The sequence below is a fragment of the Pseudomonas sp. BTN1 genome, assembly GCF_001907715.1.
In the GTDB taxonomy this organism is placed as follows: Bacteria; Pseudomonadota; Gammaproteobacteria; order Pseudomonadales; family Pseudomonadaceae; genus Aquipseudomonas; species Aquipseudomonas paracarnis.
This window is the reverse complement of sequence record NZ_MPBM01000028.1, coordinates 119,530-144,136: the sequence shown is the minus strand read 5'-3', so window position 1 is coordinate 144,136 and position 24,607 is coordinate 119,530. Positions and strand designations below refer to the sequence as shown.

At 60.7% G+C, this 24,607-nt stretch carries 22 protein-coding genes; 14 read left to right on the top strand and 8 right to left on the bottom strand.

The genetic code is table 11. The features are described from left to right. Window positions 1–415: 415 nt before the first annotated feature. From BMH52_RS15175 to mrcB, 3 genes are read right to left on the bottom strand one after another with little or no spacing between them, the layout of a single operon-like run. Complete coding sequence (locus tag BMH52_RS15175; protein WP_014719929.1) at window positions 416–745, bottom strand: YqcC family protein; 330 nt, start codon at window positions 743–745, stop codon at window positions 416–418. Then, entirely contained in the window at window positions 745–1,479 is a 735-nt protein-coding gene (locus tag BMH52_RS15170) for a M48 family metallopeptidase (protein WP_032902681.1), read from the bottom strand. Before BMH52_RS15170 ends, BMH52_RS15175 begins: the two co-directional genes overlap by 1 nt. A 16-nt stretch (window positions 1,480–1,495) precedes the next feature. Further along, complete coding sequence (gene mrcB, locus BMH52_RS15165; protein WP_014719931.1) at window positions 1,496–3,820, bottom strand: penicillin-binding protein 1B; 2,325 nt, start codon at window positions 3,818–3,820, stop codon at window positions 1,496–1,498. 118 nt (window positions 3,821–3,938) lie between these two features. Between mrcB and BMH52_RS15160 the strand changes: the two genes are divergently transcribed. The 3 genes from BMH52_RS15160 to BMH52_RS15150 all read left to right on the top strand — a co-directional run bounded on the left by BMH52_RS15160 (window position 3,939) and on the right by BMH52_RS15150 (window position 6,409). Beyond that, window positions 3,939–5,495 carry a bifunctional aminoglycoside phosphotransferase/ATP-binding protein gene (locus BMH52_RS15160; RefSeq protein ID WP_073844170.1) on the top strand — a complete coding sequence of 519 codons (1,557 nt, stop codon included), beginning with the start codon at window positions 3,939–3,941 and terminating at the stop codon, window positions 5,493–5,495. A gap of 92 nt (window positions 5,496–5,587) precedes the next feature. Beyond that, window positions 5,588–5,932 (top strand): pentapeptide repeat-containing protein, encoded by a 345-nt coding sequence (locus BMH52_RS15155; RefSeq protein WP_014719933.1) that lies wholly within the window; start codon window positions 5,588–5,590, stop codon window positions 5,930–5,932. A gap of 204 nt (window positions 5,933–6,136) precedes the next feature. Beyond that, window positions 6,137–6,409 carry a TfoX/Sxy family protein gene (locus BMH52_RS15150; RefSeq protein ID WP_003194139.1) on the top strand — a complete coding sequence of 91 codons (273 nt, stop codon included), beginning with the start codon at window positions 6,137–6,139 and terminating at the stop codon, window positions 6,407–6,409. Window positions 6,410–6,652: 243 nt separating this feature from the next. On the opposite strand, the gene BMH52_RS15145 is transcribed toward BMH52_RS15150, so the two are convergent. The 3 genes from BMH52_RS15145 to BMH52_RS15135 are packed head-to-tail and all read right to left on the bottom strand — an operon-like array spanning window position 6,653 to window position 9,332. Further along, window positions 6,653–7,420: a heme ABC transporter ATP-binding protein gene (locus tag BMH52_RS15145; RefSeq protein WP_014719935.1), complete on the bottom strand. Its 768-nt coding sequence runs from the start codon at window positions 7,418–7,420 to the stop codon at window positions 6,653–6,655. Next, window positions 7,420–8,457: an iron ABC transporter permease gene (locus BMH52_RS15140; RefSeq protein WP_014719936.1), complete on the bottom strand. Its 1,038-nt coding sequence runs from the start codon at window positions 8,455–8,457 to the stop codon at window positions 7,420–7,422. Before BMH52_RS15140 ends, BMH52_RS15145 begins: the two co-directional genes overlap by 1 nt. After that, window positions 8,454–9,332 carry a hemin ABC transporter substrate-binding protein gene (locus BMH52_RS15135; RefSeq protein WP_014719937.1) on the bottom strand — a complete coding sequence of 293 codons (879 nt, stop codon included), beginning with the start codon at window positions 9,330–9,332 and terminating at the stop codon, window positions 8,454–8,456. Before BMH52_RS15135 ends, BMH52_RS15140 begins: the two co-directional genes overlap by 4 nt. Before the next feature lie 156 nt (window positions 9,333–9,488). Here BMH52_RS15135 and BMH52_RS15130 point away from each other — a divergent pair, with 156 nt between their 5' ends. Next, complete coding sequence (locus tag BMH52_RS15130; protein ID WP_014719938.1) at window positions 9,489–9,806, top strand: Rieske (2Fe-2S) protein; 318 nt, start codon at window positions 9,489–9,491, stop codon at window positions 9,804–9,806. On the opposite strand, the gene sfsA is transcribed toward BMH52_RS15130, so the two are convergent. Together sfsA and BMH52_RS15120 are read right to left on the bottom strand one after the other, a co-directional pair. After that, window positions 9,803–10,516 carry a DNA/RNA nuclease SfsA gene (sfsA, locus tag BMH52_RS15125; protein WP_014719939.1) on the bottom strand — a complete coding sequence of 238 codons (714 nt, stop codon included), beginning with the start codon at window positions 10,514–10,516 and terminating at the stop codon, window positions 9,803–9,805. The two genes, BMH52_RS15130 and sfsA, sit on opposite strands and share 4 nt — an antisense overlap. Continuing rightward, window positions 10,516–11,688 carry a pyridoxal phosphate-dependent aminotransferase gene (locus BMH52_RS15120; RefSeq protein ID WP_014719940.1) on the bottom strand — a complete coding sequence of 391 codons (1,173 nt, stop codon included), beginning with the start codon at window positions 11,686–11,688 and terminating at the stop codon, window positions 10,516–10,518. Before BMH52_RS15120 ends, sfsA begins: the two co-directional genes overlap by 1 nt. Before the next feature lie 320 nt (window positions 11,689–12,008). On the opposite strand from BMH52_RS15120, the gene dksA reads away from it, so the two are divergent. From dksA to pgi, 10 genes are all read left to right on the top strand, one after another. Continuing rightward, complete coding sequence (gene dksA / locus BMH52_RS15115; protein WP_003194150.1) at window positions 12,009–12,452, top strand: RNA polymerase-binding protein DksA; 444 nt, start codon at window positions 12,009–12,011, stop codon at window positions 12,450–12,452. Window positions 12,453–12,535: 83 nt separating this feature from the next. Beyond that, a complete protein-coding gene (gene gluQRS / locus BMH52_RS15110) occupies window positions 12,536–13,423 on the top strand; it encodes a tRNA glutamyl-Q(34) synthetase GluQRS (RefSeq protein WP_073844168.1) in 888 nt (295 codons plus the stop codon). Window positions 13,424–13,485: 62 nt separating this feature from the next. After that, window positions 13,486–13,662, top strand: a complete 177-nt coding sequence (locus BMH52_RS28875; protein ID WP_003176118.1) for a hypothetical protein — start codon at window positions 13,486–13,488, stop codon at window positions 13,660–13,662. Further along, the gene (locus BMH52_RS15105; protein WP_003194154.1) at window positions 13,646–16,600 is read left to right on the top strand and encodes a sensor histidine kinase; all 2,955 of its coding nucleotides are present in this window, start codon (window positions 13,646–13,648) and stop codon (window positions 16,598–16,600) included. The genes BMH52_RS28875 and BMH52_RS15105 overlap by 17 nt, the downstream gene beginning before the upstream one ends. Before the next feature lie 22 nt (window positions 16,601–16,622). Further along, entirely contained in the window at window positions 16,623–18,059 is a 1,437-nt protein-coding gene (locus BMH52_RS15100; protein ID WP_014719942.1) for a sigma-54 dependent transcriptional regulator, read from the top strand. A gap of 697 nt (window positions 18,060–18,756) precedes the next feature. Beyond that, window positions 18,757–20,160 (top strand): polynucleotide adenylyltransferase PcnB, encoded by a 1,404-nt coding sequence (locus BMH52_RS15095; RefSeq protein ID WP_003194157.1) that lies wholly within the window; start codon window positions 18,757–18,759, stop codon window positions 20,158–20,160. Between the two features lie 2 nt (window positions 20,161–20,162). Further along, on the top strand, window positions 20,163–20,648 hold the full coding sequence (folK, locus tag BMH52_RS15090) for a 2-amino-4-hydroxy-6-hydroxymethyldihydropteridine diphosphokinase (protein WP_014719943.1): 486 nt from the start codon (window positions 20,163–20,165) through the stop codon (window positions 20,646–20,648). Window positions 20,649–21,012: 364 nt separating this feature from the next. After that, window positions 21,013–21,813 carry a 3-methyl-2-oxobutanoate hydroxymethyltransferase gene (gene panB / locus BMH52_RS15085; protein ID WP_073844166.1) on the top strand — a complete coding sequence of 267 codons (801 nt, stop codon included), beginning with the start codon at window positions 21,013–21,015 and terminating at the stop codon, window positions 21,811–21,813. Continuing rightward, window positions 21,810–22,661 (top strand): pantoate--beta-alanine ligase, encoded by an 852-nt coding sequence (gene panC, locus BMH52_RS15080; protein WP_014719945.1) that lies wholly within the window; start codon window positions 21,810–21,812, stop codon window positions 22,659–22,661. The genes panB and panC overlap by 4 nt, the downstream gene beginning before the upstream one ends. 223 nt (window positions 22,662–22,884) lie before the next feature. Continuing rightward, on the top strand, window positions 22,885–24,549 hold the full coding sequence (gene pgi / locus BMH52_RS15075; protein ID WP_003194166.1) for a glucose-6-phosphate isomerase: 1,665 nt from the start codon (window positions 22,885–22,887) through the stop codon (window positions 24,547–24,549). The last annotated feature ends 58 nt before the right edge of the window (window positions 24,550–24,607 follow it).

Genomic DNA, 24,607 nt, shown 5'->3' with positions numbered 1-24,607 from the left:
CGCCAGAATACCGTCCGTTAAAAAACCGACGGGTCTTAATAGGTTTACTTCTCAACAGAGCATGAGCGACGGTGGTCGCCGACTACGTCAGCACTGACTGAGCAAGTATTGGGATCGTCCCAAGTGTTGCGGGCTTTTCCCACCCAGCGCGAGGTAACGCGTTGCGGGTGTTACAGGTCGGCGCGGATGTGCGCCTCATGATCTGCTGAGCGGGCCTGCTTCTGGCAGTCCCGATACAGCGGACTTTGGATTCTTCTGTTTCACGCCCTTCAAGTCAAGCAATAATTGCGCTTTTTTCCAACTAAGCGCATGAGAACGCAGAAGAAAGGGCTTTGAGGAGGGATAAAACTCGCCTGAATGTCGTCAAGCGGTAGAAATGTGCGCAAGACTGCCGGAAAAACCGGCAGTCAGGCAATTAACGAGCGTCGACGATCAATTGATCGAACTTTTTCAGCGCGTTACGCAAGCCGAGGCTCTCCCGCGGCCGGTCGGCGTAGACCATCTCGGCCATTTCCAGGATCCCCGACGCATTCGGCAAGGGCAGGTCCTGTTCCAGGATCTGCTTCATACGCGCAAGGAAGATCCACTGCAGCCACTGGTGGAAGTCCAGGGTATCGACGGAAAAGGGCTCGACACTGCTGAGCGCTTCAGCACTGGGGGAGACTTCATCCCACCAGCCCTGAACGCGCAGTTCGCGCTCGATCAGCAATAACTGCTCGGCAATCGCGGGAAAACGCGCATCCATCAGAGGCTGACCTTCGCTTTTTGCCGTGCCTGCGCAGCACCCGCTGCATCGCCTTGGGCTGCACGCGCATCCCCGATCAAGGCCCACAGGCTGGCTTGCAGGTCTGGGCGCCCATTGGCCAGGCTCAGGCCACGGCGAGCGAACTGCTCCGCCTGGGGCGCATCGCCCTGGGCCATGCGCACCTGGGCCAGGCGATAGAGCACTTGTGGCTCACGCGGCGCCACGCGCTGGGCACGTTCAAGGCTCGACGAGGCGCCATTCAAATCGCCACCCGCCTGCTGCTGCTGTGCGGTTGTGAGCAACGCCAGCACCGGGCCATCGAGTTGTTCGTCAGCCGACAACCCGCCCGCATTGGACGATGACGGAATACCGCTCGGCGTAGAAGGCATGTTGTAGGTGCCCTGGTTGACCGGCGCGGTTTGAATCGGCGTGGAGTTCACCGGCCCGGAAGTGCTCGGGCCTGGGGTCCATGGTTCGGCACTGATAGGCGCCGAGGTTGCAGCCCCACTGCCGGGCACCATCACTACGACGCCGGAATCCTGTGGAATTGCCTGGGTTGCAGCTTGGGCAGGCCGCTTGACCACGGTCTGACGGAAGCCACCATTGGCCGAAATGCGGTCGTTATTGGAGACGGACGTGCTTGAGTCCACCACAGGGATAGAGCCGCGCTGCACGCTGGAGCAACCGCCGAGCAAAGCCAGAGCCGTAATGGCTGGAATCCACAACTTGTTCACTTGAAACCCTCTTTGCTTAATTCATCCAGCCCTTGACCCAATCCATCACCGAATCCGCGTCAGCAGGGGCACTGCCACTGCACGCGGCGCCGGGTGGTGGTTCGCTGCCGCGAATATACGGCATCTGCACCGCGCCCGGACAGTTGGCATCGGAGCCTTGGCCGGTGTGCGGATCAATCCAGGCCTGCACGATATTGTCCGGCTGCGGCATGTTGAGCGGCAACGGGTCAGCCTTGCGCATGAAACTGGTCCATACCTGCAACGCGCCTGTCGCACCGGTGAACGGCGTCTTGCCATTGTCGTCGCGCCCCAGCCATACCACGGCCAGTACATCCTGGCCGAAACCCGCGAACCAGCTGTCGCGGGAGTCGTTGCTGGTACCGGTCTTGCCCGCCAGGGTCAGGTTCGACGGCAGCACGCTATAGACCGAACGCCCTGTACCCTCGCGCATCACGCGCTGCATGGCGTTCTGGATCAGGTAGATGGAGCCGGCGTCGAAGCGCTGCTGAATCTGGAACGGGTAGCGCTTGAGCGGTTCGCCATCGGCGGTCAGCACACTGCGAATACCGCGCATCGGCGTATTGAAGCCACCATTGGCCAGGGTCTGGTACATGGTGGTCACTTCCATCGGCGTCATGGCCGCAGCGCCCAGAAGCATGGACGGGAACGCCGGGAACTCACGTTCGATCCCCAGTCGCGCCAGGGTCTTCAGCACATTCGGCACACCGACTTCAAGCCCCAGGCGCGAGGTCGAGATGTTGTAGGAATGCGCCAATCCTTGATACAGGAACACCGTGCCATGAGAGCGGCGGTCGAAGTTCTTGGGCGTCCATACCTGGCCATCCGCACCTTTGATCGACAGCGGGTCATCGGACAGCCAACTGGTCAGCGTGTACTTGCTGGGTTTTTCCAGTGCCGTGAGATAGACCGCGGGCTTGACCAGCGAGCCAATCGGCCGCACGGCATCCAGTGCGCGGTTGAAGCCTGCAAAACTGGCCTGGCGGCTGCCGATCATGGCCTGGACCTCGCCGGTTTCCGGGTTGGTCACGACCATGGCGGCTTCGACTTCATCCGAGCCTTTACGGCCAGTCAGGCGCTTGAAGGTGTCGTTGACCGATGCTTCGGCCTTCATCTGCAGGATGGGGTCGAAGCTGGTGAAGATCCGCAGCCCCTCTTCGGTCAAGTCTTCGTCGCGGTAGTCTTCGCGCAGTTGGCGCTTGACCAGGTCGATAAAGCCCGGGAACGAGCTATCCGCCAGCTTGCCGCGGGTTGTCACACCCAGTGGCATTTTTTTCGCAGCGGCCACTTGTTCAGCGGTGGCCACACCCTGCTGCTCCAGTACATCGAGCACCAGGTTGCGACGTTCAAGCGCACGCTCCGGGTTGCGGCGCGGGTTGTAATAGGACGGCCCCTTGACCATCCCCACCAGCAACGCAACCTGATGCAATTTCAATTCGGACAACGGCTGCCCGAAGAAGAACTGGCTGGCCAGGCCAAAACCGTGCACGGCGCGCTGGCCATCCTGCCCGACGAATACCTCGTTGAGGTAAGCCTCGAGGATTTCCTGCTTGCTGTAATGCAGCTCCAGCAACATCGCCATCATGGCTTCGGTGAGTTTACGGGTCAGGCTGCGCTCGTTGGTCAGGTAGAAGTTCTTGACCAGTTGCTGCGTCAGCGTACTGCCGCCCTGAGTCATCTTGCCGCCGGAAGTGTTGACCCAGATAGCGCGGGCAATCGACTTCGGAGAAACACCCCAGTGGCTATAGAAATCGCGGTCTTCGACAGCGACCAGGGTTTCCAGCAGATACGGCGGTACCTGATCGAGCTTGATCAGGATGCGATCTTCAAGGTTCTTCGGGTAAATACCGCCGATCAGCAACGGTTCGAGACGCACCACCGGCAGCTTGGAGCCATTGAGCGAGGACAGCTCAGCCACATAATCGCCAGAGAAACGCACGCGCACCGGCTGGGCTTTTTCCAGGCCTTCGTAGAACTGGAAGCCACGGGTGTTCAGGTCGACGGTATTACCGCTGACCGCCGCAGCGCCAGGGCCATTGCTCACGGGTTCGCGGCGGTAGCCCAGCGCATCGAGCTCGGTAAGGAAGTCTTCCTTGCTCAGCTTCTGACCAGAGAACAGCTCCAGCGGGCGTGCATACACCTTGGCCGGAATCGTCCAGCGTTTGCCGGAGAATTTTTCCTGCACCACGGCATCGAGGTACACCGCAAGGCCGGCGACCGCCACAAGGCCCACCAGGCCAAGCTTGATCACCCAGCCCAGCCAAGGGCGCGGGCCACGGGAAGGAGGTTTTTTACGGGAACGGGGAGATCGGGTTCGAGTCATGGCGGCGGATTATACGCACTTTATTGATGATCAACATGAGCCGGACAGCGGTTTGCACGACTGGCATCAGCAGCCATAATGCCCCCCATGATTTTCCCCCGACTTTGAAGGATCGCCCGTGAGCCAGACCCTGATCGCTGCCCTGCAAAACCCGGCCTTGTACCCTCATCCGGTTGACGCGTTTCAAGTCATCGAGACCCATATTTCCTGGGTGATACTGACGGGCCCCTATGCATATAAGCTGAAGAAACCGATGAACTTCGGCTTCCTGGACTTCACCAATCTGGACGACCGCGGGCATTTCTGCCGCGAGGAACTGCGCCTCAACCAGCGCCTGACCGAAGATTTGTATCTTGAAGTGTTGCCGATTACCGGCACTGCCGAGGCGCCGCAACTGGGTGGCGATGGCCCGGCCATCGAGTACGCGCTGAAAATGCGCCAGTTCCCGCAAAGCCAGATGCTCAGCACCCTGCAAGCCAACGGCGAACTGACCAGCGCGCACATCGATGAGATGGCCAAGCAGATTGCGCAATTCCACCTCAGCGCCCCCAAAGTCCCGCAAGATCACCCCGCCGGCACGCCGGAAGAGGTGATGGCTCCGGTACGCCAGAACTTTGACCAGATCCGCCCGTTCCTCAGCGACAAGGCCGACCTGACTCAGCTGGAGGCTCTGCAAGCCTGGGCTGAAAGCAGCTTCGAACGCCTCAAGCCTCTGCTTGCGCAGCGCAAGCTCGACGGTTATACCCGTGAATGCCACGGCGATATCCACCTGGGCAACGCCACGCTGATCGATGGCCGCGTGGTGATCTTCGACTGCATTGAGTTCAACGAGCCTTTCCGCTTTACCGACGTGTACGCCGACACCGCTTTTTTGGCGATGGACCTGGAAGATCGCGGCCTGAAATGCCTGGCACGGCGCTTCATAAGCCAGTACCTGGAGCTGACCGGCGACTACCAGGGCCTGGAGCTTCTGAACTTCTATAAAGCCTACCGTGCATTGGTACGCGCCAAGGTTGCGCTGTTCAGCATGCCCAGCGAAGCCAACCCGGTGCAACGCGCTACCACCCTGCGCCAGTATCGCAACTACGCCAACCTGGCGGAAAGCTACAGCACTATCCCTTCGCGCTTCCTGGCAATCACCCACGGCGTTTCAGCCGTGGGCAAGAGCCACGTGGCCATGCGCCTGGTCGAAGCCCTGGGCGCGGTACGCCTGCGTTCGGACGTAGAGCGCAAGCGCCTGTTTGGCGAACAACAGGTAGAGAACACCCTGCAGGCCGGTATCTACAATCAGGACGCCAGCGCTGCCACCTACGCACGCCTGAACGAGATTGCCGACACCGTGCTGCGCGCCGGCTACCCGGTGGTGCTGGACGCCACGTTCTTGAAACGCGCGCAGCGTGACGCCGCCGCCCAGGTTGCCGAAGCCACTGGCGCGCCGTTCCTGATCCTCGACTGCAACGCCCCGCAAGCCGTTATCACCAGTTGGCTGGCACAACGCCAGGCGGATAAAAACGATCCGTCTGACGCCACACTGGCCGTTATCGAAGAGCAACAAGCCAGTCGTGACCCGCTGACTGCCGAGGAGCTGCTGCTCAGCAAGCGTGTGGAGACCAATGAAAGCGGGACGCTCGACGCGTTGGTCGGGCATATCCGTCAACACCTGCCGGGCCTGTAAGAAATATTTCTTGGTCGCGTCGTCGTCTTCGGCGCGCGACCCAGCGATAGTGGCACTATACTGGCTCCATAACGCCAGCCAGAGTCGCGATCATGAGTCAGCCAAAGCTTCTTGATACCCCGCTCTACGCCCTCCTGCACAAGGACGACATCCGCGGCTTCAACCAGGAGCGCCCTGAAAATGGCCCCATCGACATGCGCGGTGGCGACTTTCGAGGGCTGGACCTGCGCGACCTGAACGCCACCGGTATTGACTTCACCGACGCCTATTTTCGCTCTGCCGACCTGCGCGGCCTGGACTTGCGTGGCTGCTCACTGGAAGGCGCCAGCCTGGCCCATGCGCAGATATCGGGGGCTTATTTCCCGCCCGAACTCACGGCTGACGAAATACTCATGTCGGTCAATTTCGGTACTCGCCTGCGCTACCGCACCAAGTAACCCCACACACCGAGTTCCTGCCACATCCCCTGCCTGCCGGGCACTTTGCGCCTGCCTGCGAGTAAGCGCCGTCACGCCATCCTTATAATCTTTTCAGCCCTTTCTGACCAAAGAACCACGCTTTTCCTACTGAACGCTACACTCATTTTCAGGCTGCCTGGTCACGACACCCACCGCACCATTCGGCCAACGCAAGGAGGCTTGATGAACGATGAGCTGCAACACCTGAAAAACCTTGGCAAGACGTCAGCGCAGTGGCTGCATGCGGTGGGCATCCACAGCGCGTCCGACTTGCGTCGCCTGGGGGCGGTCGACGCTTACCGAGCAGTGCGCACGCGCGGGTTTCGAGCTTCGAAGGTTCTGCTGTATGCCATTGAAGGGGCATTGATGGATGTGCACTGGAACGACATACCCACCGAGCGCAAGGAGGCCTTGAACCGTCAGCTTGAAGCGATCTCAGTGCATCAGAAGAACTAGAGTGGCACTCAAACCCAGTGTTTACAGGCATTACAAACGAGCGTTTGAGAAAAATGGATGAAGCAGAAAAACAGATGTTGACTCTCAAATGAGAATCGTTATGATTATCACAACTGGTCGCGAGATCAGCCGATAACTGAAAGACCATTGGTTCGGACTCTCAGATTATCTCCTCATCAGGCTAATCACGGTTATTTGACCCGGCTCTTGCCGGGTCTTTTTTTGCCCGCGAATTAACCGGCTTCAGCGCGCAATGATCAACGGATGCCCACGCTCCGGATGCGGCTGTACCAATACATCCAGACCGAATACAGCCTTGAGCGGCTCTGGTTGCAGGACGTTAGAGGGCGTATCCAGCGCGTGGGGGCGGCCGTTTTCCAGCAACAGGATCCGGTCGCAGTAACGCGCCGCCAGGTTCAAGTCATGCAGGATGACCAGCACCGCAGCGCCTCTGTCGGCAAAATGTCGAATAGCTTGCAAGGTGGTGTGTTGGTGCAGAGGGTCGAGCATCGATGTGGGCTCATCCAGCAACAACGTCTGCCCTGCCTCACCCGGCCATAACTGCGCCAATACCCGTGCCAGGTGCACACGCTGCCGCTCGCCGCCCGACAAGGCCAGGTAACTGCGCCCACTCAGGTGGCCTACATCAGCAGCCTGCAGCGCGGCGTTGATGATTTCGTCGTCGCGCACTCGCCCGGTCTGATGAGGCAAGCGGCCCATGCCCACCACCTCTTCGACACGAAAGGCAAAGTCCAGGGTGGAGGATTGTGGCAGCACCGCCAGGCGCTGGGCACGTTGCACACCTGTCATGTGCTTGAGCGCCTGCTGATCCAGCCACACCTTGCCCTGATCCGGCTGCAACTCCCCGCACAGCGCTCCAAGCAAGGTACTTTTGCCGGCGCCATTGGGGCCCAGAACGCCCAGCACTTCGCCCGGCAATAGGTCCAAGGTGATATCGGCGAGCACGGTCTTACCACCGCGCCGGATCTGCAACGCTTCTACCCGCAACATCAGGCGCGCCCTCGTAACAATAAATAGAGGAAAAACGGCGCACCGATAAACGCAGTGACAATACCGATCGGCAGTTCCGCCGGCGCTAACGCCAGGCGCGCCACCAGGTCCGCAAACAGCAGCAGGCTCGCACCCGCCAACACCGAGGCCGGTAACAACACCCGATGATCCGGCCCAGCCAGCAGCCGCACCAGATGCGGTACCACCAACCCGACAAAACCAATCATGCCCGCCGCTGCCACTGCGGCGCCAACGCCCAAGGCCGTGCAGAACACCAACTCGCGCTTGAGCCCCTCGACATCAACACCCAGATGCTTGGCCTCGGACTCACCCAGCAACAGCGCGTTCAGCGCCTTGGCCCGGCGCGGCAACCATAGCGCCACGCCCGCACTCACCAGCAACAAGGGCCACAACCGCGAATAACTTGCACCATTGAGGCTGCCCAGGTTCCAGAACGTCAGGGTGCGCAAGGTGGCATCGTCTGCCAGATAGGTAAACAGGCCCACGGTCGAACTGGCCAGGGCCGTCAGCGCAATACCGGCAAGCAACATCGTCGCGACATTGGTCTGGCCATTGCGACGCCCCAGGCGATAGACCAGTGCCGTGACGCCCAGGCCACCGAGGAAGGCGCACAGCGACAACAGGTACGGCCCGAAAGCATCCGGCAGCCCGCCAAATAGCGAGCCACCGACAATCGCCACCGCCGCTCCCAGCGCTGCCCCGCTGGACACGCCGACCAAGCCAGGATCGGCCAGCGGGTTGCGGAACAACCCCTGCATCGCCACGCCCGACAATGCCAGCACACCGCCGACCGCCAGCCCCAACAGGGTCCGCGGCAGGCGAATCTGCCCCAGGATCAACTCGGCCTGCTCCAACCCCTGGGCCTCTATCGGTACGCCCATTAGTTTCAGCGCAGCCCTGAGCGTGTCCACTAACGGCAGGCTGACCGGCCCCAGTGCCAATGAAAGCCAGATCGCCAATACACACAGCAGCGACAGCCCAATAAACAGCGTTTTTGGCTTAACCAGAGTGGTCATGGAGCAGGCTTAGGCTGGGACGGATAAAAACCGGCAGACAGTTTCTCCAGGCTTTGCGGCAATCGGGGCCCAAGGCCACCTACCAGCAAGGTCGGATCCAGCTCAAAGACGCGGCCGTTCTTGGCTGCCGGCGTAGAGGCAAGGATCGGGTTTTCTTTGAACAAGGCTGCGCGCGCCGCGTCACCGGTCAACGCGCGATCGGCAAATACCAACACCTCAGGGCTCAACCCCGCCAGCGACTCGACGGAAAACGGTTTATAGCCGGTGTGCGTGGCCAGATTACGCCCTCCAGCCTGCTGCAACATCCAATCAGCGGCCGTGTCCTTGCCCGCGATCAGCGGCTTGCCACCGGCATGGCCGAGCAGCAACAGCACGCCTGGAGCTTTTTGCGTGGCCTGGGCCTTGACCACCCAATTTTTTTGCTGTGCCAGCGCCTGCTCATACCCGGCAAACAGGGCATCAGCCTGGGCCTCACTGCCGAGCAGTTTCCCCAAGTGTTCGAGGTTGCCTTTGAGCGTGGGCAAATCCGGCTGGGCCGAGAACATATCCACCTGCACCCCGGCACTGCGAATCTGTGCCAGCACCGGCGGTGGTCCCATTTCCTCCGTGCCTACAAGGATTTGCGGGCGCAGGCTGAGAATGCCTTCGGCTGACAACTGTCGCTGATAACCAATGCTTGGCAAGGCCTTGAGCGAGGCGGGATGCTGACTGGTGGTATCCACTCCCACCAACTTCGATTCACCGCCCAGAGCCGTCACCCACTCCGACAGCGCCCCGCCAGCACTGACCCAGCGTTGCGGCAGTTCAGAGGCGTGCACCCCAGGGTTGACCAGCAGTGAAGCAACAAGCGCAATAGCGCTGGTACTCAGGCGCATAACAGGGTTTCCTTCCTAGGGCAGGGCCACTCAAGCACTCATTGATGTGACAGATAACCCCTGCCAGGCATCGTATTGAGCACCCAGTCAGCTGACGGGCGAAGCAGGCATTTGATAATTGTTTGCATTTGAACGTCAAGGCACTTAAGGATTGAAATGAAGTTTCTCTGCGCCTCAGGCGACCTCACCCCCAACAGCAGCCGCGGTTTTGATATCGATGGCCACAGGCTGTTGGCGGTGCGTCGGGACGGCACTGCGTACTTCTATCTCAACCGCTGCCCCCATCGTGGGATCCCGCTGGAATGGCAACCTGATCGCTTCCTCGACGACAGCGCCAGCCTGATCCAATGCGCCACCCATGGCGCATTGTTCCTGATTGAAAGCGGCGAGTGCATCGCCGGGCCCTGCGCAGGCCAACACCTCACTGCCCTGCCCGGTCGCGAAGACGAACAGGGATTGTGGGTCGATCTCTAGTCGCCCAGCAGCACCTTCAACCGACGCTCGACGTAAATCTCCTGCGGCGTGACCCGTACGCCGTAGGCGAGCACCTCCACACCTGCAGCCTTGGCCTCACGTAGCGCCGCCGCATAACCGGCGTCGATTTCCACAGCCGGGCGCACCGCGTCGATCCCCGACAGGTTCACGCAATACAACTGCACCGCCCGTATACCGTCGCGCGCCAGGTGGGCCAGCTCACGCAAGTGCTTGGCACCGCGCTGCGTCACCGCATCGGGGAAAGCCGCCACTGAGCTGCCATCAAAGCCCAGGGTGACGCTTTTGACCTCGACAAACGCAGCGCCCTGGGGGTAATCCAGGCGAAAGTCGATGCGGCTTTTCTCCTGGCCATAAGGCACCTCACGCTTCAACGCGGTAAAGCCGTTGAGTTCAGTGATCACACCGGCCAGCAGGGCTTCTTCCACCAATTGATTGGCACGCGCGGTGTTGACGCACGCCAGCCGGCCCTGGGGCGTTTCGGCAATTTCCCACGTGCCCGGCAGCTTGCGCTTGGGATCCGTAGAACGGCTGAACCAGACCTGGCCACCTTCGACCATGCAGTTGAGCATCGAACCGGTGTTAGGGCAGTGAATGGTGAGCAACTCGCCGGTAACGGTTTCGATATCGGTGAGAAAGCGCTTGTAGCGGCGGATCAGCCGCCCTTCTTCAAGAGGAGGATTAAAACGCATCAGCCTTGCCAACTCCGCAAACCACGGGCAATCCGCTCCACCGCTTCTTGCAGCCGATCAAGGTTTTGCGTGTAGGCAAAACGCACATGGTGCCCCGCCTGGTAGCGACCGAAATCCAACCCGGGCGTAAAGGCCACATGTTCGGTTTCGAGGAAATGCCGGCAAAACGCGAAGGCATCGCCGCCGAACGCGCTGATATCGGCATACAGATAAAAAGCACCTTCGGGCTCCACGGCGATACCGAACCCCAGCTCACGCAGGGCCGGCAGCAGGAAGTCACGGCGGCGGCCAAATTCGGCACGGCGCTGCTCCAGAATCTCCAGGGTTTGCGGGGTGAAACAGGCTAACGCGGCATGCTGAGCCATGCTTGGCGCACTGATGTAGAGGTTCTGCGCCAATTTCTCCAGTTCACCCACCGCTTCAGGGGGCGCCACCAGCCAACCGAGGCGCCAGCCGGTCATGCCGAAATACTTCGAAAAACTATTCAGAACAAAGGCGTCATCATCGACTTCCAGCACGCTGGCCGCGTCGGTGCCGTAGGTGAGGCCGTGATAAATCTCGTCGACCACCAAATGACCGTTGCGCGCCTTGATGGCGCCCGACAGCCCAGCCAGCTCGTCCCGGGTGAGGATCGTGCCGGTGGGGTTGGCGGGCGATGCCACCAGTGCGCCGACACTGTCCTGGTCCCAATGCCTGGCCACCAGATCGGCGGTCAACTGGTAGCGTACGTCTGGGCCGACCGGCACCAACTGCGCCGCGCCTTCCACAAGGCGCAGGAAGTGTCGGTTGCAGGGGTAGCCTGGGTCCGCCAGCAGCCAATGTTTACCCGGATCCACCAGCAAACTGCTGGCCAGCAACAATGCGCCGGAGCCACCGGGGGTGATCAGAATGCGTTGCGGGTCGATGCTCAAACCGTAGCGTTGCTGGTAGAAACCACTGATGGCTTCGCGCAATTCGGGCAAGCCGCGGGCGGCGGTGTAGCGGGTCTTACCGTTTGCCAACGCGGCTTGGCCGGCCTGGATGATCGGCTCGGCGGTGGTGAAATCCGGCTCGCCGATTTCCAGGTGGATCACGTCGTGACCGGCGGCCTGCAGCTCATTGGCACGCGCCAGTAACGCCATGACATGAAAGGGTTCGATGGCGCGACTACGCGCACTGTAGGGCTGAGCCATTAGCCTTCCTTAGACGGTGAGGACAAAATCTGGATTCTACCGAACCCTCACGGTAAAACATGCTCTATTGCCTGATTGGGGCTGCAAGTGCACCCTGCGCACGCTCGTAAAACAGCTAAAATCAATATTCGAGGCGATACATACCCAGTCATGGCGGGCTGCTGCGGTTTGCAACCCCTTTGCCCTGGGCCTCGACAACCGGGAGTAGCGCACCCTGAATCTATCTGGTAAGTTCGCCCGCTTGCAGCCGCAGGGCCGGCAGGTGTCGGTGACGTTGCAATCCTGCGCAATGGATTAGAAGAGTGAGAGGCGGTCTATTCATGTCCACCCAAGCAAAGCAACAGCAGACTCAAGGCCTCGGCGGCTTCGAACCCTATGTCGAAAAAAAGGGCGAGGAGTACATGGGCGAGCCCATGCGCGAGCACTTCACCAAGATCCTCAACAAGTGGAAACAGGACTTGATGCAGGAAGTCGACCGTACGGTTGACCATATGAAGGATGAAGCGGCCAACTTCCCTGACCCGGCCGATCGTGCCAGCCAGGAAGAAGAGTTCGCCCTCGAACTGCGCGCCCGCGATCGCGAGCGCAAGTTGATCAAGAAGATCGACAAGACCCTGCAACTGATCAAAGACGAAGAATACGGCTGGTGCGAATCCTGCGGCGTCGAAATCGGTATTCGCCGACTGGAAGCCCGCCCAACCGCAGACCTGTGCGTAGACTGCAAGACCTTGGCTGAAATCAAGGAAAAACAGGTCGGCAAGTAACGTTGCCGAGTTGAACGAATGGAGCGTGCGAACGCTCCATTTTTGTTTCTGGCGTTTATCGGTTATGCAGTAGTATCCGGGCCATGACAGCCTCTACCTATATTGGGCGTTTCGCCCCCACACCCAGCGGCCATTTGCACTTCGGCTCCCTGGTTGCCGCCCTTGCCTCCTACCTCGATGCGCGCGCCCACCAGGGCCGTTGGTTGATGCGCATGGAAGACCTTGACCCTCCGCGTGAAGAGCCCGGCGCCCAGGCGGCGATTCTGCATGCGCTGGAAAGCTACGGCTTTGAATGGGATGGCGAACTGGTTCGCCAGAGCGAGCGGCATGATGCCTACGCCAAAGTACTGAACGATATGTTCAACCACGGCCTGGCCTACGCCTGCACCTGCTCGCGCAAGCAGTTGGAGCCCTACAACGGGGTTTACCCAGGCTTGTGCCGCAATGCCGGCCACGACCAGCAACACGCCGCCATCCGCCTGCGCGTGCCCGAGCTGGAATACCACTTTACCGACCGTGTGCAGGGCGAGTTCCGGCAGCATCTGGGCCGCGATGCCGGCGACTTCATCATCCGTCGCCGCGACGGCCTCTACGCCTACCAACTGGCGGTGGTGCTCGACGACGCCTGGCAAGGGATAACCGATATCGTGCGCGGCGCCGACCTGCTCGACTCCACACCGCGCCAGCTGTACCTGCAAGAGCTGCTTGGCCTGCGCCAGCCACGTTACTTGCATGTACCGCTGATCGTGCAGCCAGACGGCAACAAGCTGGGCAAGTCCTACCGCTCTCCACCGTTGACAGCCGACCAGGCCACGCCTTTGCTGCTCAGAGCACTGCGCGCCCTTGGCCAACAGCCCGACGCGCAACTGCTGTACGCCAGCCCACGAGAACTGCTGGATTGGGGCATTGCGCACTGGGACGCCACCCGCATCCCGCGCACGCTGACCCTGGCCGAAGCGCAATTGAGTTGAAGGCGCTTGCAGGTTGCCAGCCATCCGTTAACATCGCGGCAGATTTTTAATCAGAGGCCAACATGTACATCTATCGTTTGGTCCTGCTGCTGGTCGTCGGGATCTACCTGTTCTCCCCCGCCATCATGGATTGGTGGATCGACGCCACGGGCGCCTGGTATCGCCCTTATCTGCTATGGCTGATCCTGATCGTCGTGACCTTCATCCTGCAGAGCCAAAAAGATGCCGATGAGCTTTAGTCTCACCCAGATGCTGCTGATCAGCGCCGCCTACCTGGCTGCGTTATTCGGCGTGGCCTGGATCAGTGAGCGCGGAATGATTCCGCGGGCGATCATTCGCCATCCGTTGACCTACACCTTGTCCCTGGGCGTCTACGCCAGTGCCTGGGCGTTCTACGGCACGGTGGGGCTGGCCTATCAGTACGGCTACGGCTTTCTCTCCAGTTACCTGGGGGTGTCCGGCGCGTTCCTGCTGGCGCCGGTGCTGCTGTACCCGATCCTGAAAATCACCCGGACGTACCAGCTGTCTTCCCTGGCGGACCTGTTTGCCTTTCGCTTTCGCAGCACCTGGGCGGGCGCGCTGACCACCATCTTCATGTTGATCGGCGTGCTGCCGTTGCTGGCCCTGCAGATCCAGGCGGTGGCCGACTCCATCAGCATCCTGACCCGAGAGCCCGTGCAACATCGGGTTGCCCTGGCGTTTTGCGCGCTGATCACCTTGTTCACCATCTTCTTTGGCTCTCGCCATATCGCCACCCGCGAGAAACACCAGGGCCTGGTGTTTGCGATTGCCTTTGAGTCGGTCATCAAGCTGATCGCCATCGGCGGCGTCGGCCTTTATGCGCTTTACGGCGTGTTCGACGGGCCGCAACAGCTGGAGCTGTGGCTGCTGCAAAACCAGACCGCCCTCGCCGCCTTGCATACCCCCTTGCAGGAGGGACCATGGCGTACGCTGCTGCTGGTGTTCTTCGCCTCGGCGATCGTGATGCCGCACATGTACCACATGACCTTCACCGAGAACCTCAACCCGCGCTCGCTGGTCAGCGCCAGCTGGGGCTTGCCGCTGTTCCTGTTGCTGATGAGCCTGGCGGTGCCGCTGATCCTGTGGGCTGGCCTGAAACTGGGGGCCACCACCAACCCCGAGTATTTCACCCTGGGCATCGGTATTGCTGCCAACAGCCCGGCCCTGGCGCTACTGGCGTATGTCGGGGGGTTATCGGCCGCCAGCGGGTTGATCATCGTCACCACCCTGGCACTCTCCGGCATGGCGCTCAACCACTTGGTACTGCCGCTGTACCAGCCGCCGGCCGAGGGCAATATCTACCGTTGGTTGAAATGGACCCGACGCGCGCTGATCGTCGCGATCATCATGGCCGGTTACGCGTTTTATCTGCTGCTGGGCGCCGGGCAAGACCTGGCCAACCTCGGCATCGTCGCGTTTGTCGCCACCTTGCAATTTCTGCCGGGCGTGTTGTCGGTGCTGTACTGGCCGACCGCCAATCGCCGTGGCTTTATTGCAGGGCTGCTGGCCGGGATCCTGGTGTGGACCGTGACCATGCTGCTACCGCTGGTCGGCAACTTGCAGGGCTTCTATATCCCGTTGCTGAACATGATTTACGTGCTGGACGACACCAGTTGGCACATGGCGGCCATCGCCTCGCTGGCCGCCAACGTACTGATGTTCACCCTGATCTCGCTGTTCACTAACGCCAGCGCCGAAGAAACCAGCGCCGCAGAAGCCTGTGCGGTAGACAACGTGCGCCGCCCGCAACGCCGCGAACTGCATGCGGCATCGCCCCAGGAGTTCGCCACGCAACTGGCCAAGCCCCTGGGCGCCAAGGCCGCACAAAAGGAAGTCGAACAGGCGCTGCGCGACCTCTACCTGCCATTTGACGAGCGCCGCCCCTATGCCCTGCGCCGCCTGCGTGACCGTATCGAAGCCAACCTGTCCGGTTTGATGGGGCCGAGCGTGTCCCAGGACATGGTGGAAACCTTCTTGCCCTACAAGGCCGGTGGCGAAAACTACGTCACCGAAGACATCCACTTCATCGAAAGCCGGCTGGAGGACTACCACTCGCGCCTCACAGGCCTGGCCGCCGAACTCGACGCCCTGCGCCGTTACCACCGCCAGACCCTGCAGGAACTGCCGATGGGCGTGTGTTCCCTGGCCAAGGACCAGGAAATCCTGATGTGGAACAAAGCCATGGAAGAACTCACCGGCATCGCCGCCCAGCGGGTGGTGGGTTCGCGCCTCAATACCCTGGGCGATCCCTGGAAAGAGCTGCTGCAGGGTTTCATCAACCTGCCGGACGAGCACTTGCACAAACAGCACTTGGCCCTCGACGGCCAGACCCGCTGGCTCAACTTGCACAAAGCGGCCATCGACGAACCTCTGGCGCCGGGTAACAGCGGCCTGGTGCTGCTGGTAGAAGATTTGACCGATACACAGATGCTCGAAGACAAGCTGGTGCACTCCGAACGCCTGGCCAGCATTGGGCGCCTGGCGGCCGGCGTGGCTCATGAAATCGGCAACCCGATCACCGGTATCGCCTGCCTGGCGCAAAACCTGCGGGAAGAGCGCGAAGAAGACGGGGAAATCACCGAAATCAGCGGGCAAATCCTTGAACAGACCAAGCGGGTTTCACGCATCGTCCAGTCGCTGATGAGCTTTGCCCACTCCGGCGCCCATCAGAATCAGGACGAAGCGGTGTGCCTGGCCGAAGTCGCGCAGGATGCCATTGGGCTGTTGGCCTTGAACCGGCGCAATTTCGAAGTACAGTTCTTTAACCTGTGCGATCCGGACCATTGGGTCGATGGCGACTCACAACGCCTGGCCCAGGTGCTGATCAACCTGCTGTCCAACGCCCGCGACGCGTCGCCGGCCGGCAGTGCTGTACGCGTCAAGAGCGAGGCTTTCGAGCACACGGTCGACCTGATCGTGGAAGACGAAGGCAGCGGCATTCCACAGAACATCATGGACCGATTGTTCGAACCCTTCTTCACCACCAAGGACCCCGGTGAAGGTACCGGTCTGGGCCTTGCACTGGTCTATTCCATCGTTGAAGAGCATTATGGACAAATCACCATCGACAGCCCGGCTGACACACAAAGCCAACGCGGCACCCGTATCCGGGTGACCTTGCCGCGTCATGTCGAAGCGACGTCCGCTGTGAACTGAGACCGTCGAGAGAATTGAATCAATGCCGCACATTTTGATCGTCGAAGACGAAACCATTATCCGCTCTGCCTTGCGTCGCCTGCTTGAACGTAATCAGTACCAGGTCAGCGAAGCCGGCTCGGTGCAGGAAGCCCAAGAGCGATTCAGCATTCCCACGTTCGACCTGATTGTCAGTGACCTGCGCCTGCCAGGCGCCCCGGGCACCGAGCTGATCAAGCTGGGCCAGGGCACCCCGGTGCTGATCATGACCAGCTACGCCAGCCTGCGCTCGGCGGTGGACTCGATGAAGATGGGCGCGGTGGACTACATCGCCAAGCCTTTCGATCACGACGAGATGCTCCAGGCCGTGGCCCGCATCCTGCGTGACCGTGTGTCGGCCAGCAGTGCGCCTGCCGAGCCACGCCCCACCGGCAAGACCAGCGGCGCCGAAAAACCAGGTGCCAACAACAGCAATGGCGAGATCGGCATCATCGGCTCCTGCCCTCCGATGCAGGACTTGTACAGCAAGATCCGCAAGGTGGCGCCGACTGACTCCAATGTGTTGATCCAGGGCGAGTCGGGCACCGGCAAAGAGCTGGTGGCCCGCGCCCTGCACAACCTGTCCAAGCGCGCCAAGGCGCCGATGATCTCGGTGAACTGCGCGGCGATCCCCGAATCCCTGATCGAGTCCGAGCTGTTCGGCCACGAGAAAGGTGCGTTCACTGGCGCCAGCGCCGGGCGTGCGGGCCTGGTGGAGGCCGCGGACGGCGGCACCTTGTTCCTTGATGAAATTGGCGAGCTGCCCCTGGAAGCACAAGCGCGCTTGCTGCGCGTGCTGCAGGAAGGCGAAATTCGTCGCGTGGGTTCGGTGCAATCGCAGAAGGTCGATGTTCGATTGATCGCGGCGACACACCGAGACCTGAAGAGCCTGGCCAAGATCGGCCAGTTCCGTGAGGACTTGTATTACCGCCTGCATGTCATCGCGCTCAAATTGCCGGCCCTGCGCGAGCGCGGCGCCGACGTCAACGAAATCGCCAACGCGTTCCTGTTGCGTCAAGGCGCACGCATTGACCGCACCGACCTGAAGTTTGCCGCGGACGCCGAGCAGGCGATCCGTCACTACTCGTGGCCAGGGAACGTGCGTGAGCTGGAGAACGCCGTCGAGCGCGCCGTGATTCTGTCGGAGAGCCCGGAGATTTCTGCCGAGTTGCTGGGCATCGACATTGAGCTCAGCGACCTGGATGACGACGACTTCATCGGCCTGGCCCCGCAGCAGGGCGGCGGTAGCAATACCAGCCATGAGCCGACGGAAGATTTGTCACTGGAAGACTACTTCCAGCACTTCGTGCTCGAGCATCAGGACCATATGACCGAGACCGAACTGGCCCGCAAACTGGGTGTAAGTCGCAAGTGTTTGTGGGAACGGCGTCAGCGCCTGGGCATTCCACGGCGCAAGACCGGGGTGGCCAGCGAAAGCTGAGAGCGCAGCCCCACAGGTAACACCTGTTGATGTGAAAAAACTGTTACCGCTGACTTTTCACGTAACAAAAGCCGGGGCTTACGGTAACGAAGCCCCGGCTTTTTTTTGGCCCTCAATCTGGCGAAACCAGCCCAAACCCCCGGTTTTGCTGGACGGCGCAAAAGTTGGCACGCACCCTGCTATATGCTTAGTACAAAAACAATAACAAGCTTTTTACAAGACAATAAAAATAAGACGAATCGACTCACGCATAACAAAAACAACACGGCGGAGGCGCAGCTAACTGATTCTTTTGGAGAGGCGTTGCATTTGGGGCTTGCCCCGCAACCAGGCCGAGAACAACAAAAACTGCCCTAAGGCAGAGCCTGAACTGGTTGGATCGTAGATCAGCAACACAGCGACCAAAGCAATCCGTTTGCTCTTGACTCCCGATTGGGAGTGTCATGAAGGTGAAACTTCGTGGCGAGGGCGATCAACAAAAACAAGAAGCCCGACATCAATAATAAAAATAGAGCACGCAACTACTTCTGGGGGAGCTTCGGCTCCCCTTGTAGTTTCCGGGATTTGACCTGCAAACGCTTATGGCGCAATGCCTTTAGCTTGTTCCTACACCATCCCCTGACTAAATGCTAGAATCCCCGCCCATCATGCGGTCATTCTTCGTTATGGCCGAACATTCCTTCAAACAGTGCATCCCATGCTGAAGAAGTTGTTCCAGTCATTCCGTTCTCCCTTGCGTCGAACGCAACACAAACGCAGCACGCCTGAAGTGCTCAATAGCAGCCAGCATTCGCTGCAGCGCGCTCAATTCAGCCGTTATGCAGTGAACATCGTCGAACGTTTGCAGAACGCCGGCTACCAGGCCTACCTGGTGGGTGGCTGCGTACGCGACATGTTGCTCAACATCACGCCCAAGGATTTCGACGTCGCCACCAGTGCCACGCCTGAACAAGTGCGCGCCGAGTTTCGTAATGCACGAATCATCGGCCGGCGCTTCAAGCTGGTGCATATCCACTTTGGTCGCGAAATCATCGAGGTCGCAACGTTCCGCGCCGGTCACCCGCAAAACGATGAAGAGGAGGACACCAACCAGTCTTCCCGCAACGAGAGCGGGCGCATCCTGCGCGATAACGTCTATGGCACCCTGGAAGAGGACGCGCAACGTCGCGACTTCACCATCAACGCCTTGTATTACGACCCGGTCAGCGAGCGCATCCTCGATTACGCCAACGGCGTACACGACATTCGCAACAACCTGATCCGGCTGATCGGCGACCCGACGCAGCGCTACCAGGAAGATCCGGTGCGCATGCTGCGTGCCGTGCGATTCGCCGCCAAGCTCAACTTTGGCATCGAAAAACACACCGCCGCACCGATTCGCGAACTGGCGCCGATGCTGCGGGAAATCCCCTCGGCACGCCTGTTTGAGGAAGTGCTCAAGCTGTTCCTTTCGGGCTACGCCGCCGACACCTTTGAAATGCTGGTGGACCTGCAGTTGTTCGACCCCCTGTTCCCGGCCAGCGCCGAGGCCTTGGAGTACAACCCGACGTACACCCACACCTTGATCAGCGAAGCCTTGATCAACACCGACCTGCGCATCAAGCAAAACAAACCGGTGACCCCGGCGTTCCTGTTTGCCGCCTTGTTGTGGCCGGCCCTGCCCAAACGCGTACTGCGCCTGCAGGACCGTGGCATGCCGCCGATCCCGGCCATGCAGGAAGCGGCTCACGAGCTGATCGCCGAACAGTGCCAACGCATCGCCATCCCCAAACGTTTCACCATGCCGATCCGCGAAATCTGGGACATGCAGGAGCGCCTGCCACGCCGCAGCGGCAAGCGCGCCGATCTGTTGCTGGACAACCCGCGCTTCCGTGCCGGCTACGACTTCCTGCTGCTACGCGAAAGCGCGGGCGAGCAGACCGATGGCCTGGGCGAATGGTGGACCGATTATCAGGACGCCAATGACAGCCAGCGCCGCGAAATGATTCGTGAACTGGGCAGCAAAGGTGATAGCGCCGGCGAAGGCCCGAAAAAGCGTCGCCGCAGCGGCACCAAGCGTAAACGCAGCAGTGCCGATGCCTCGGGCGCTGCGGGCGAATAAACGTGGAACGTATCTACATCGGCATGGGCAGCAACCTGGCTGCCCCGGAGCAACAATTGCGCAGCGCGATCGAGGCGCTGGCGCAATTGCCTGGCACTCAGCTCGCCGGTGTGTCCGCCTTCTATCAAAGCGATTCACTGCTGCCCGGCCAGCCGCCCTACACCAACGCCGTTGCGGCGCTGGACAGTCACCTGGCGCCATTGGACCTGCTCGACGCGCTGCAAGCCATCGAAAACGATCAGGGCCGCGAACGCCTGGAACGCTGGGGCCCGCGCACCTTGGACCTGGATATCCTGCTGTTCGGTGATCGCCTGATCGATGAGCCGCGCCTCAAGGTGCCGCACTACCAGATGCATCTGCGCGCGTTTGTGCTGTATCCGTTGGCTGAGTTGGCGCCAGCCGACCTGCAGCTGCCTGACGGCCAGCGTTTAAGCCACCTGCTCACCGCCTGCCCGTTCGTCGGCCTGGAACGCCTACCTCAAGAATGACCCGGTCAATGTGGGAGCTGGCTTGCCTGCGATGCAAGCGACACGGTGTATCAGCCACACCGAGGTGATGCCATCGCAGGCAAGCCAGCTCCCACATTGGATATTCAGTGCGCCCCAAGCCTGTGCCCATCTTGCTGAATCGCGTCAGTAACAGCGGTAACACCGCCATCGTAACAATGCGGTAACACATCCAATTGACTTCCCGTGTCCTCCTCACGACTATAGGCGTCCCGCTGCCGCCAACCCGGCGCGACAGGGCGCAATCCAGGCCTTATAAGCACTGCTTTCAAGACAGTGCGCCTGTATAAACGAAGACTCACGCGCGTTACTCGCTGTTTCCAAGCGCCTGAACGAGGACCCTTTCATGCCAGACATTACCCTGACCACCTTGCAGAGCCTCAAGCTCACAGGTGAAAAAATCACCATGCTGACCTGCTATGACGCCACCTTCGCCCACGCCAGCTGCCAGGCTGGCGTCGAAGTGCTGCTGGTGGGCGACTCCCTGGGCATGGTTCTTCAAGGGAATGACAGCACGCTGCCCGTGACCACCGATGAGCTCGCCTACCACACCGCCAGCGTCAAGCGTGGCAATGATGGCGCCTTGATCATCGCGGACCTGCCGTTCATGGGTTACGCCACCCTTGAGCAAACCTTCCTGAACGCCGGCAAGCTGATGCAGGCGGGCGCGCATATGATCAAAGTCGAAGGTGCCGTGTGGCTGGCCGAGTCGATCCGGTTGCTGGCCGAGCGCGGCGTGCCAGTGTGCGCGCACATGGGCCTGACACCGCAGTCGGTCAATATCCTCGGTGGTTACAAGGTCCAGGGCCGCAATGAAGCCCAGGCCCGCCAGATGCGCGCCGATGCTATTGCACTGGAACAAGCGGGTGCTGCGATGATTCTGCTGGAGTGCGTGCCGAGCGAACTGGCCGCCGAAATCACCCAGGCCGTCAAAGTGCCCGTGATCGGGATTGGCGCAGGTTCCGCCACTGACGGCCAAGTGCTGGTATTGCACGACATGCTCGGCCTGTCGATCACCGGCCACGTACCGAAGTTCGTGAAGAACTTCATGGCCGGCCAGGACAGCATCCACGCGGCCCTGAGCGCCTACGTCAGCGAAGTCAAGAATGTAACTTTCCCAGGTATTGAACACGGGTTCTCGGCATGAACACCGTTAAAACCGTCCGCGAACTGCGGGCTGCCGTAACCCACGCCCGCAGCGCCGGCAAACGCATCGGCTTTGTGCCCACCATGGGTAACCTGCACAGCGGCCACGCCACCCTGGTGACCAAGGCCGCGCAGCAAGCGGATTTCGTAGTGGCGAGCATTTTCGTCAACCCGCTGCAATTCGGCGCGGGCGAAGACCTGGACAAATACCCGCGCACGTTGGCCGCCGACCAGGAAAAACTTCTGCAGGCGGGCTGCAACCTGCTGTTTGCGCCGACGGTCGAGGAAATGTACCCCGATGGCATGAACGGCCAGACCCGAGTCAGCGTGCCACAGCTGTCCGAAGGCTTGTGCGGCGCCAGCCGCCCAGGGCACTTCGAAGGCGTGGCCACGGTGGTCAGCAAGCTGTTCAACATGGTCCAGCCGGACATGGCCGTATTCGGCCAGAAGGACTACCAGCAGTTGGCGGTGATCCGCGCCATGGTCCGCGACCTGAACATGCCGATCCAGATCATCGGCGAGCCTACCGTGCGCGCCGAGGACGGCCTCGCGCTGTCATCACGCAACGGTTACCTCACCGAGGAGCAACGTGCGGTCGCACCAGTGCTGTACCGCGCGCTCAGCCAGATCGCCACGGCCATCCAAGGCGGCGATCATGATTTTGCCAGGCTTCGCGCCGAGCACATTCAGCAGATTGAAGCCGCTGGGCTGCGCATGGACTACCTGGAAGTGCGCCAAGGCGTACATCTGCGCCCGGCCACGGCTGAAGATCGTGATGTGGTGATTCTGGTCGCCGCCTATCTGGGGGCAACACGCCTCATCGATAACCTGCACCTGAACCTCGCCTGACCCCCGCTTTACCTCAACCTGTTGCCCCGACGGCTGTGCCGGTATAAAAAAGTACCGGCCACAGCGCAGACAAAGCCAAGACATATCCACACGCTAGGTTTAATGTAACTGCCCTGCGCTATGGTTAGCGCTGTCTGGAACCCAATCCTTGTTATAAGACTGGATGTTCCGGGCTTTGAAGTGTCCTAAAGGCAGTCCCCGTAATAAAAGGAAACCCGCAGCGATGGCGTACTACCGCACCCCTCATGACGTTACCGCGCTGCCCGCCTGGCAAGCGCTTGTTCAACATCGCCAAGCCATGCAGGATTTCAGCATGCGCGAGGCGTTCAATGCCGATCCTCAGCGTTTTTCCCAGTTCACCTTGAGCAGCTGCGGACTTTTCCTCGATTACTCGAAAAACCTGATCACCAGCGAAACGCGCGACCTGTTGGTGGGCCTGGCCAAGGAAGTCAATCTCAAGGCGGCGATCGACGCGCAGTACGCTGGCGAACCGGTCAACTCCTCCGAGGGCCGCCCTGCCCTGCACACCGCCCTGCGCCGCCCGGTGGGCGATAAGCTGTCGGTCAACGGCGTGAACATCATGCCGGACGTGCACAAGGTGCTGAATCAGATCACTGACCTGGTCGGCCGTATCCACGACGGCCTGTGGCGTGGCTACACCGAGAAGCCGATCACCGACGTGGTGAACATCGGCATCGGTGGCTCGTTCCTCGGCCCGGAATTGGTCTCGGAGGCCTTGCTGTCCTACGCCCATAAAGGTGTGCGTTGCCACTACCTGGCGAACATCGACGGCAGCGAGTTCCACGAACTGACCATGAAGCTGCGCGCCGAGACCACGCTGTTTATCGTCTCGTCCAAATCCTTCAACACCCTGGAAACCCTGAAAAACGCCCAGGCCGCCCGCGCCTGGTACCTGGCCCAGGGAGGCTCGGAAGCCGAACTGTATCGCCACTTCATCGCCGTCTCGAGCAACAATGCCGCAGCCGTGGCCTTCGGTATCCGCGAAGAAAACATCTTCCCCATGTGGGACTGGGTCGGTGGGCGCTACTCGCTGTGGTCTGCCATCGGCTTGCCAATTGCCCTGGCTATCGGCATGTCCAACTTCAAGGAACTGCTGTCGGGTGCCTACACCATGGACCAGCACTTTTTGAACGCGCCGTTCGAAGCCAACATGCCCGTGCTGCTGGGCTTGCTGGGGGTGTGGTACGGCAACTTCTGGGGTGCGCAGAGCCATGCGATCCTGCCGTACGACCATTACCTGCGTAACATCACCAAGCATTTGCAACAGTTGGACATGGAATCCAATGGCAAGAGCGTGCGCCAGGACGGTACGCCAGTGTCCACCGATACCGGCCCGGTGATCTGGGGCGGCGTAGGCTGCAACGGCCAGCACGCTTACCACCAGTTGCTGCACCAAGGGACTCAATTGATCCCGGCCGACTTCATCGTGCCGATCGTCAGTTTCAACCCTGTGTCCGACCACCATCAGTGGCTGTACGCCAACTGCCTGTCCCAGAGCCAGGCGCTGATGCTCGGTAAGACCCGCAGCGAGGCCGAAGCCGAGCTGCGTGAGAAGGGCTTGCCGGAAGCCGAAGTACAGAAGCTGGCACCGCACAAGGTGATCCCGGGCAACCGTCCGAGCAACACCCTGGTGGTCGAGCGCATCAGCCCACGCCGCCTGGGTGCGCTGGTGGCGATGTATGAGCACAAGGTGTTCGTGCAGAGCGTGGTGTGGGGCATCAATGCCTTCGACCAATGGGGCGTTGAACTGGGCAAGGAGCTGGGCAAAGGCGTGTACAACCGCCTGACCGGCGCCGAAGAAACCTTGGCCGAAGATGCTTCGACCCAGGGCCTGATCAACTACTTCCGTGGTCGCCACCGCGGCTGAAGCCGTTCATTCAAGGCCAACGTCCGTTTGGACGTTGGCCTTGAACCCTCCCGCCCCA

What these genes read in the sequence shown, in the direction of transcription:
- BMH52_RS15175 (WP_014719929.1), bottom strand. Translation starts at nt 745, where the DNA reads ATGGATGCGCGTTTTCCCGCGATTGCCGAGCAGTTATTGCTGATCGAG.
- mrcB (WP_014719931.1), bottom strand. Translation starts at nt 3,820, where the DNA reads ATGACTCGAACCCGATCTCCCCGTTCCCGTAAAAAACCTCCTTCCCGT.
- BMH52_RS15155 (WP_014719933.1), top strand. Translation starts at nt 5,588, where the DNA reads ATGAGTCAGCCAAAGCTTCTTGATACCCCGCTCTACGCCCTCCTGCAC.
- BMH52_RS15150 (WP_003194139.1), top strand. Translation starts at nt 6,137, where the DNA reads ATGAACGATGAGCTGCAACACCTGAAAAACCTTGGCAAGACGTCAGCG.
- BMH52_RS15145 (WP_014719935.1), bottom strand. Translation starts at nt 7,420, where the DNA reads ATGTTGCGGGTAGAAGCGTTGCAGATCCGGCGCGGTGGTAAGACCGTG.
- BMH52_RS15140 (WP_014719936.1), bottom strand. Translation starts at nt 8,457, where the DNA reads ATGACCACTCTGGTTAAGCCAAAAACGCTGTTTATTGGGCTGTCGCTG.
- BMH52_RS15135 (WP_014719937.1), bottom strand. Translation starts at nt 9,332, where the DNA reads ATGCGCCTGAGTACCAGCGCTATTGCGCTTGTTGCTTCACTGCTGGTC.
- BMH52_RS15130 (WP_014719938.1), top strand. Translation starts at nt 9,489, where the DNA reads ATGAAGTTTCTCTGCGCCTCAGGCGACCTCACCCCCAACAGCAGCCGC.
- sfsA (WP_014719939.1), bottom strand. Translation starts at nt 10,516, where the DNA reads ATGCGTTTTAATCCTCCTCTTGAAGAAGGGCGGCTGATCCGCCGCTAC.
- BMH52_RS15120 (WP_014719940.1), bottom strand. Translation starts at nt 11,688, where the DNA reads ATGGCTCAGCCCTACAGTGCGCGTAGTCGCGCCATCGAACCCTTTCAT.
- dksA (WP_003194150.1), top strand. Translation starts at nt 12,009, where the DNA reads ATGTCCACCCAAGCAAAGCAACAGCAGACTCAAGGCCTCGGCGGCTTC.
- gluQRS (WP_073844168.1), top strand. Translation starts at nt 12,536, where the DNA reads ATGACAGCCTCTACCTATATTGGGCGTTTCGCCCCCACACCCAGCGGC.
- BMH52_RS28875 (WP_003176118.1), top strand. Translation starts at nt 13,486, where the DNA reads ATGTACATCTATCGTTTGGTCCTGCTGCTGGTCGTCGGGATCTACCTG.
- BMH52_RS15105 (WP_003194154.1), top strand. Translation starts at nt 13,646, where the DNA reads ATGCCGATGAGCTTTAGTCTCACCCAGATGCTGCTGATCAGCGCCGCC.
- BMH52_RS15100 (WP_014719942.1), top strand. Translation starts at nt 16,623, where the DNA reads ATGCCGCACATTTTGATCGTCGAAGACGAAACCATTATCCGCTCTGCC.
- BMH52_RS15095 (WP_003194157.1), top strand. Translation starts at nt 18,757, where the DNA reads ATGCTGAAGAAGTTGTTCCAGTCATTCCGTTCTCCCTTGCGTCGAACG.
- panB (WP_073844166.1), top strand. Translation starts at nt 21,013, where the DNA reads ATGCCAGACATTACCCTGACCACCTTGCAGAGCCTCAAGCTCACAGGT.
- panC (WP_014719945.1), top strand. Translation starts at nt 21,810, where the DNA reads ATGAACACCGTTAAAACCGTCCGCGAACTGCGGGCTGCCGTAACCCAC.
- pgi (WP_003194166.1), top strand. Translation starts at nt 22,885, where the DNA reads ATGGCGTACTACCGCACCCCTCATGACGTTACCGCGCTGCCCGCCTGG.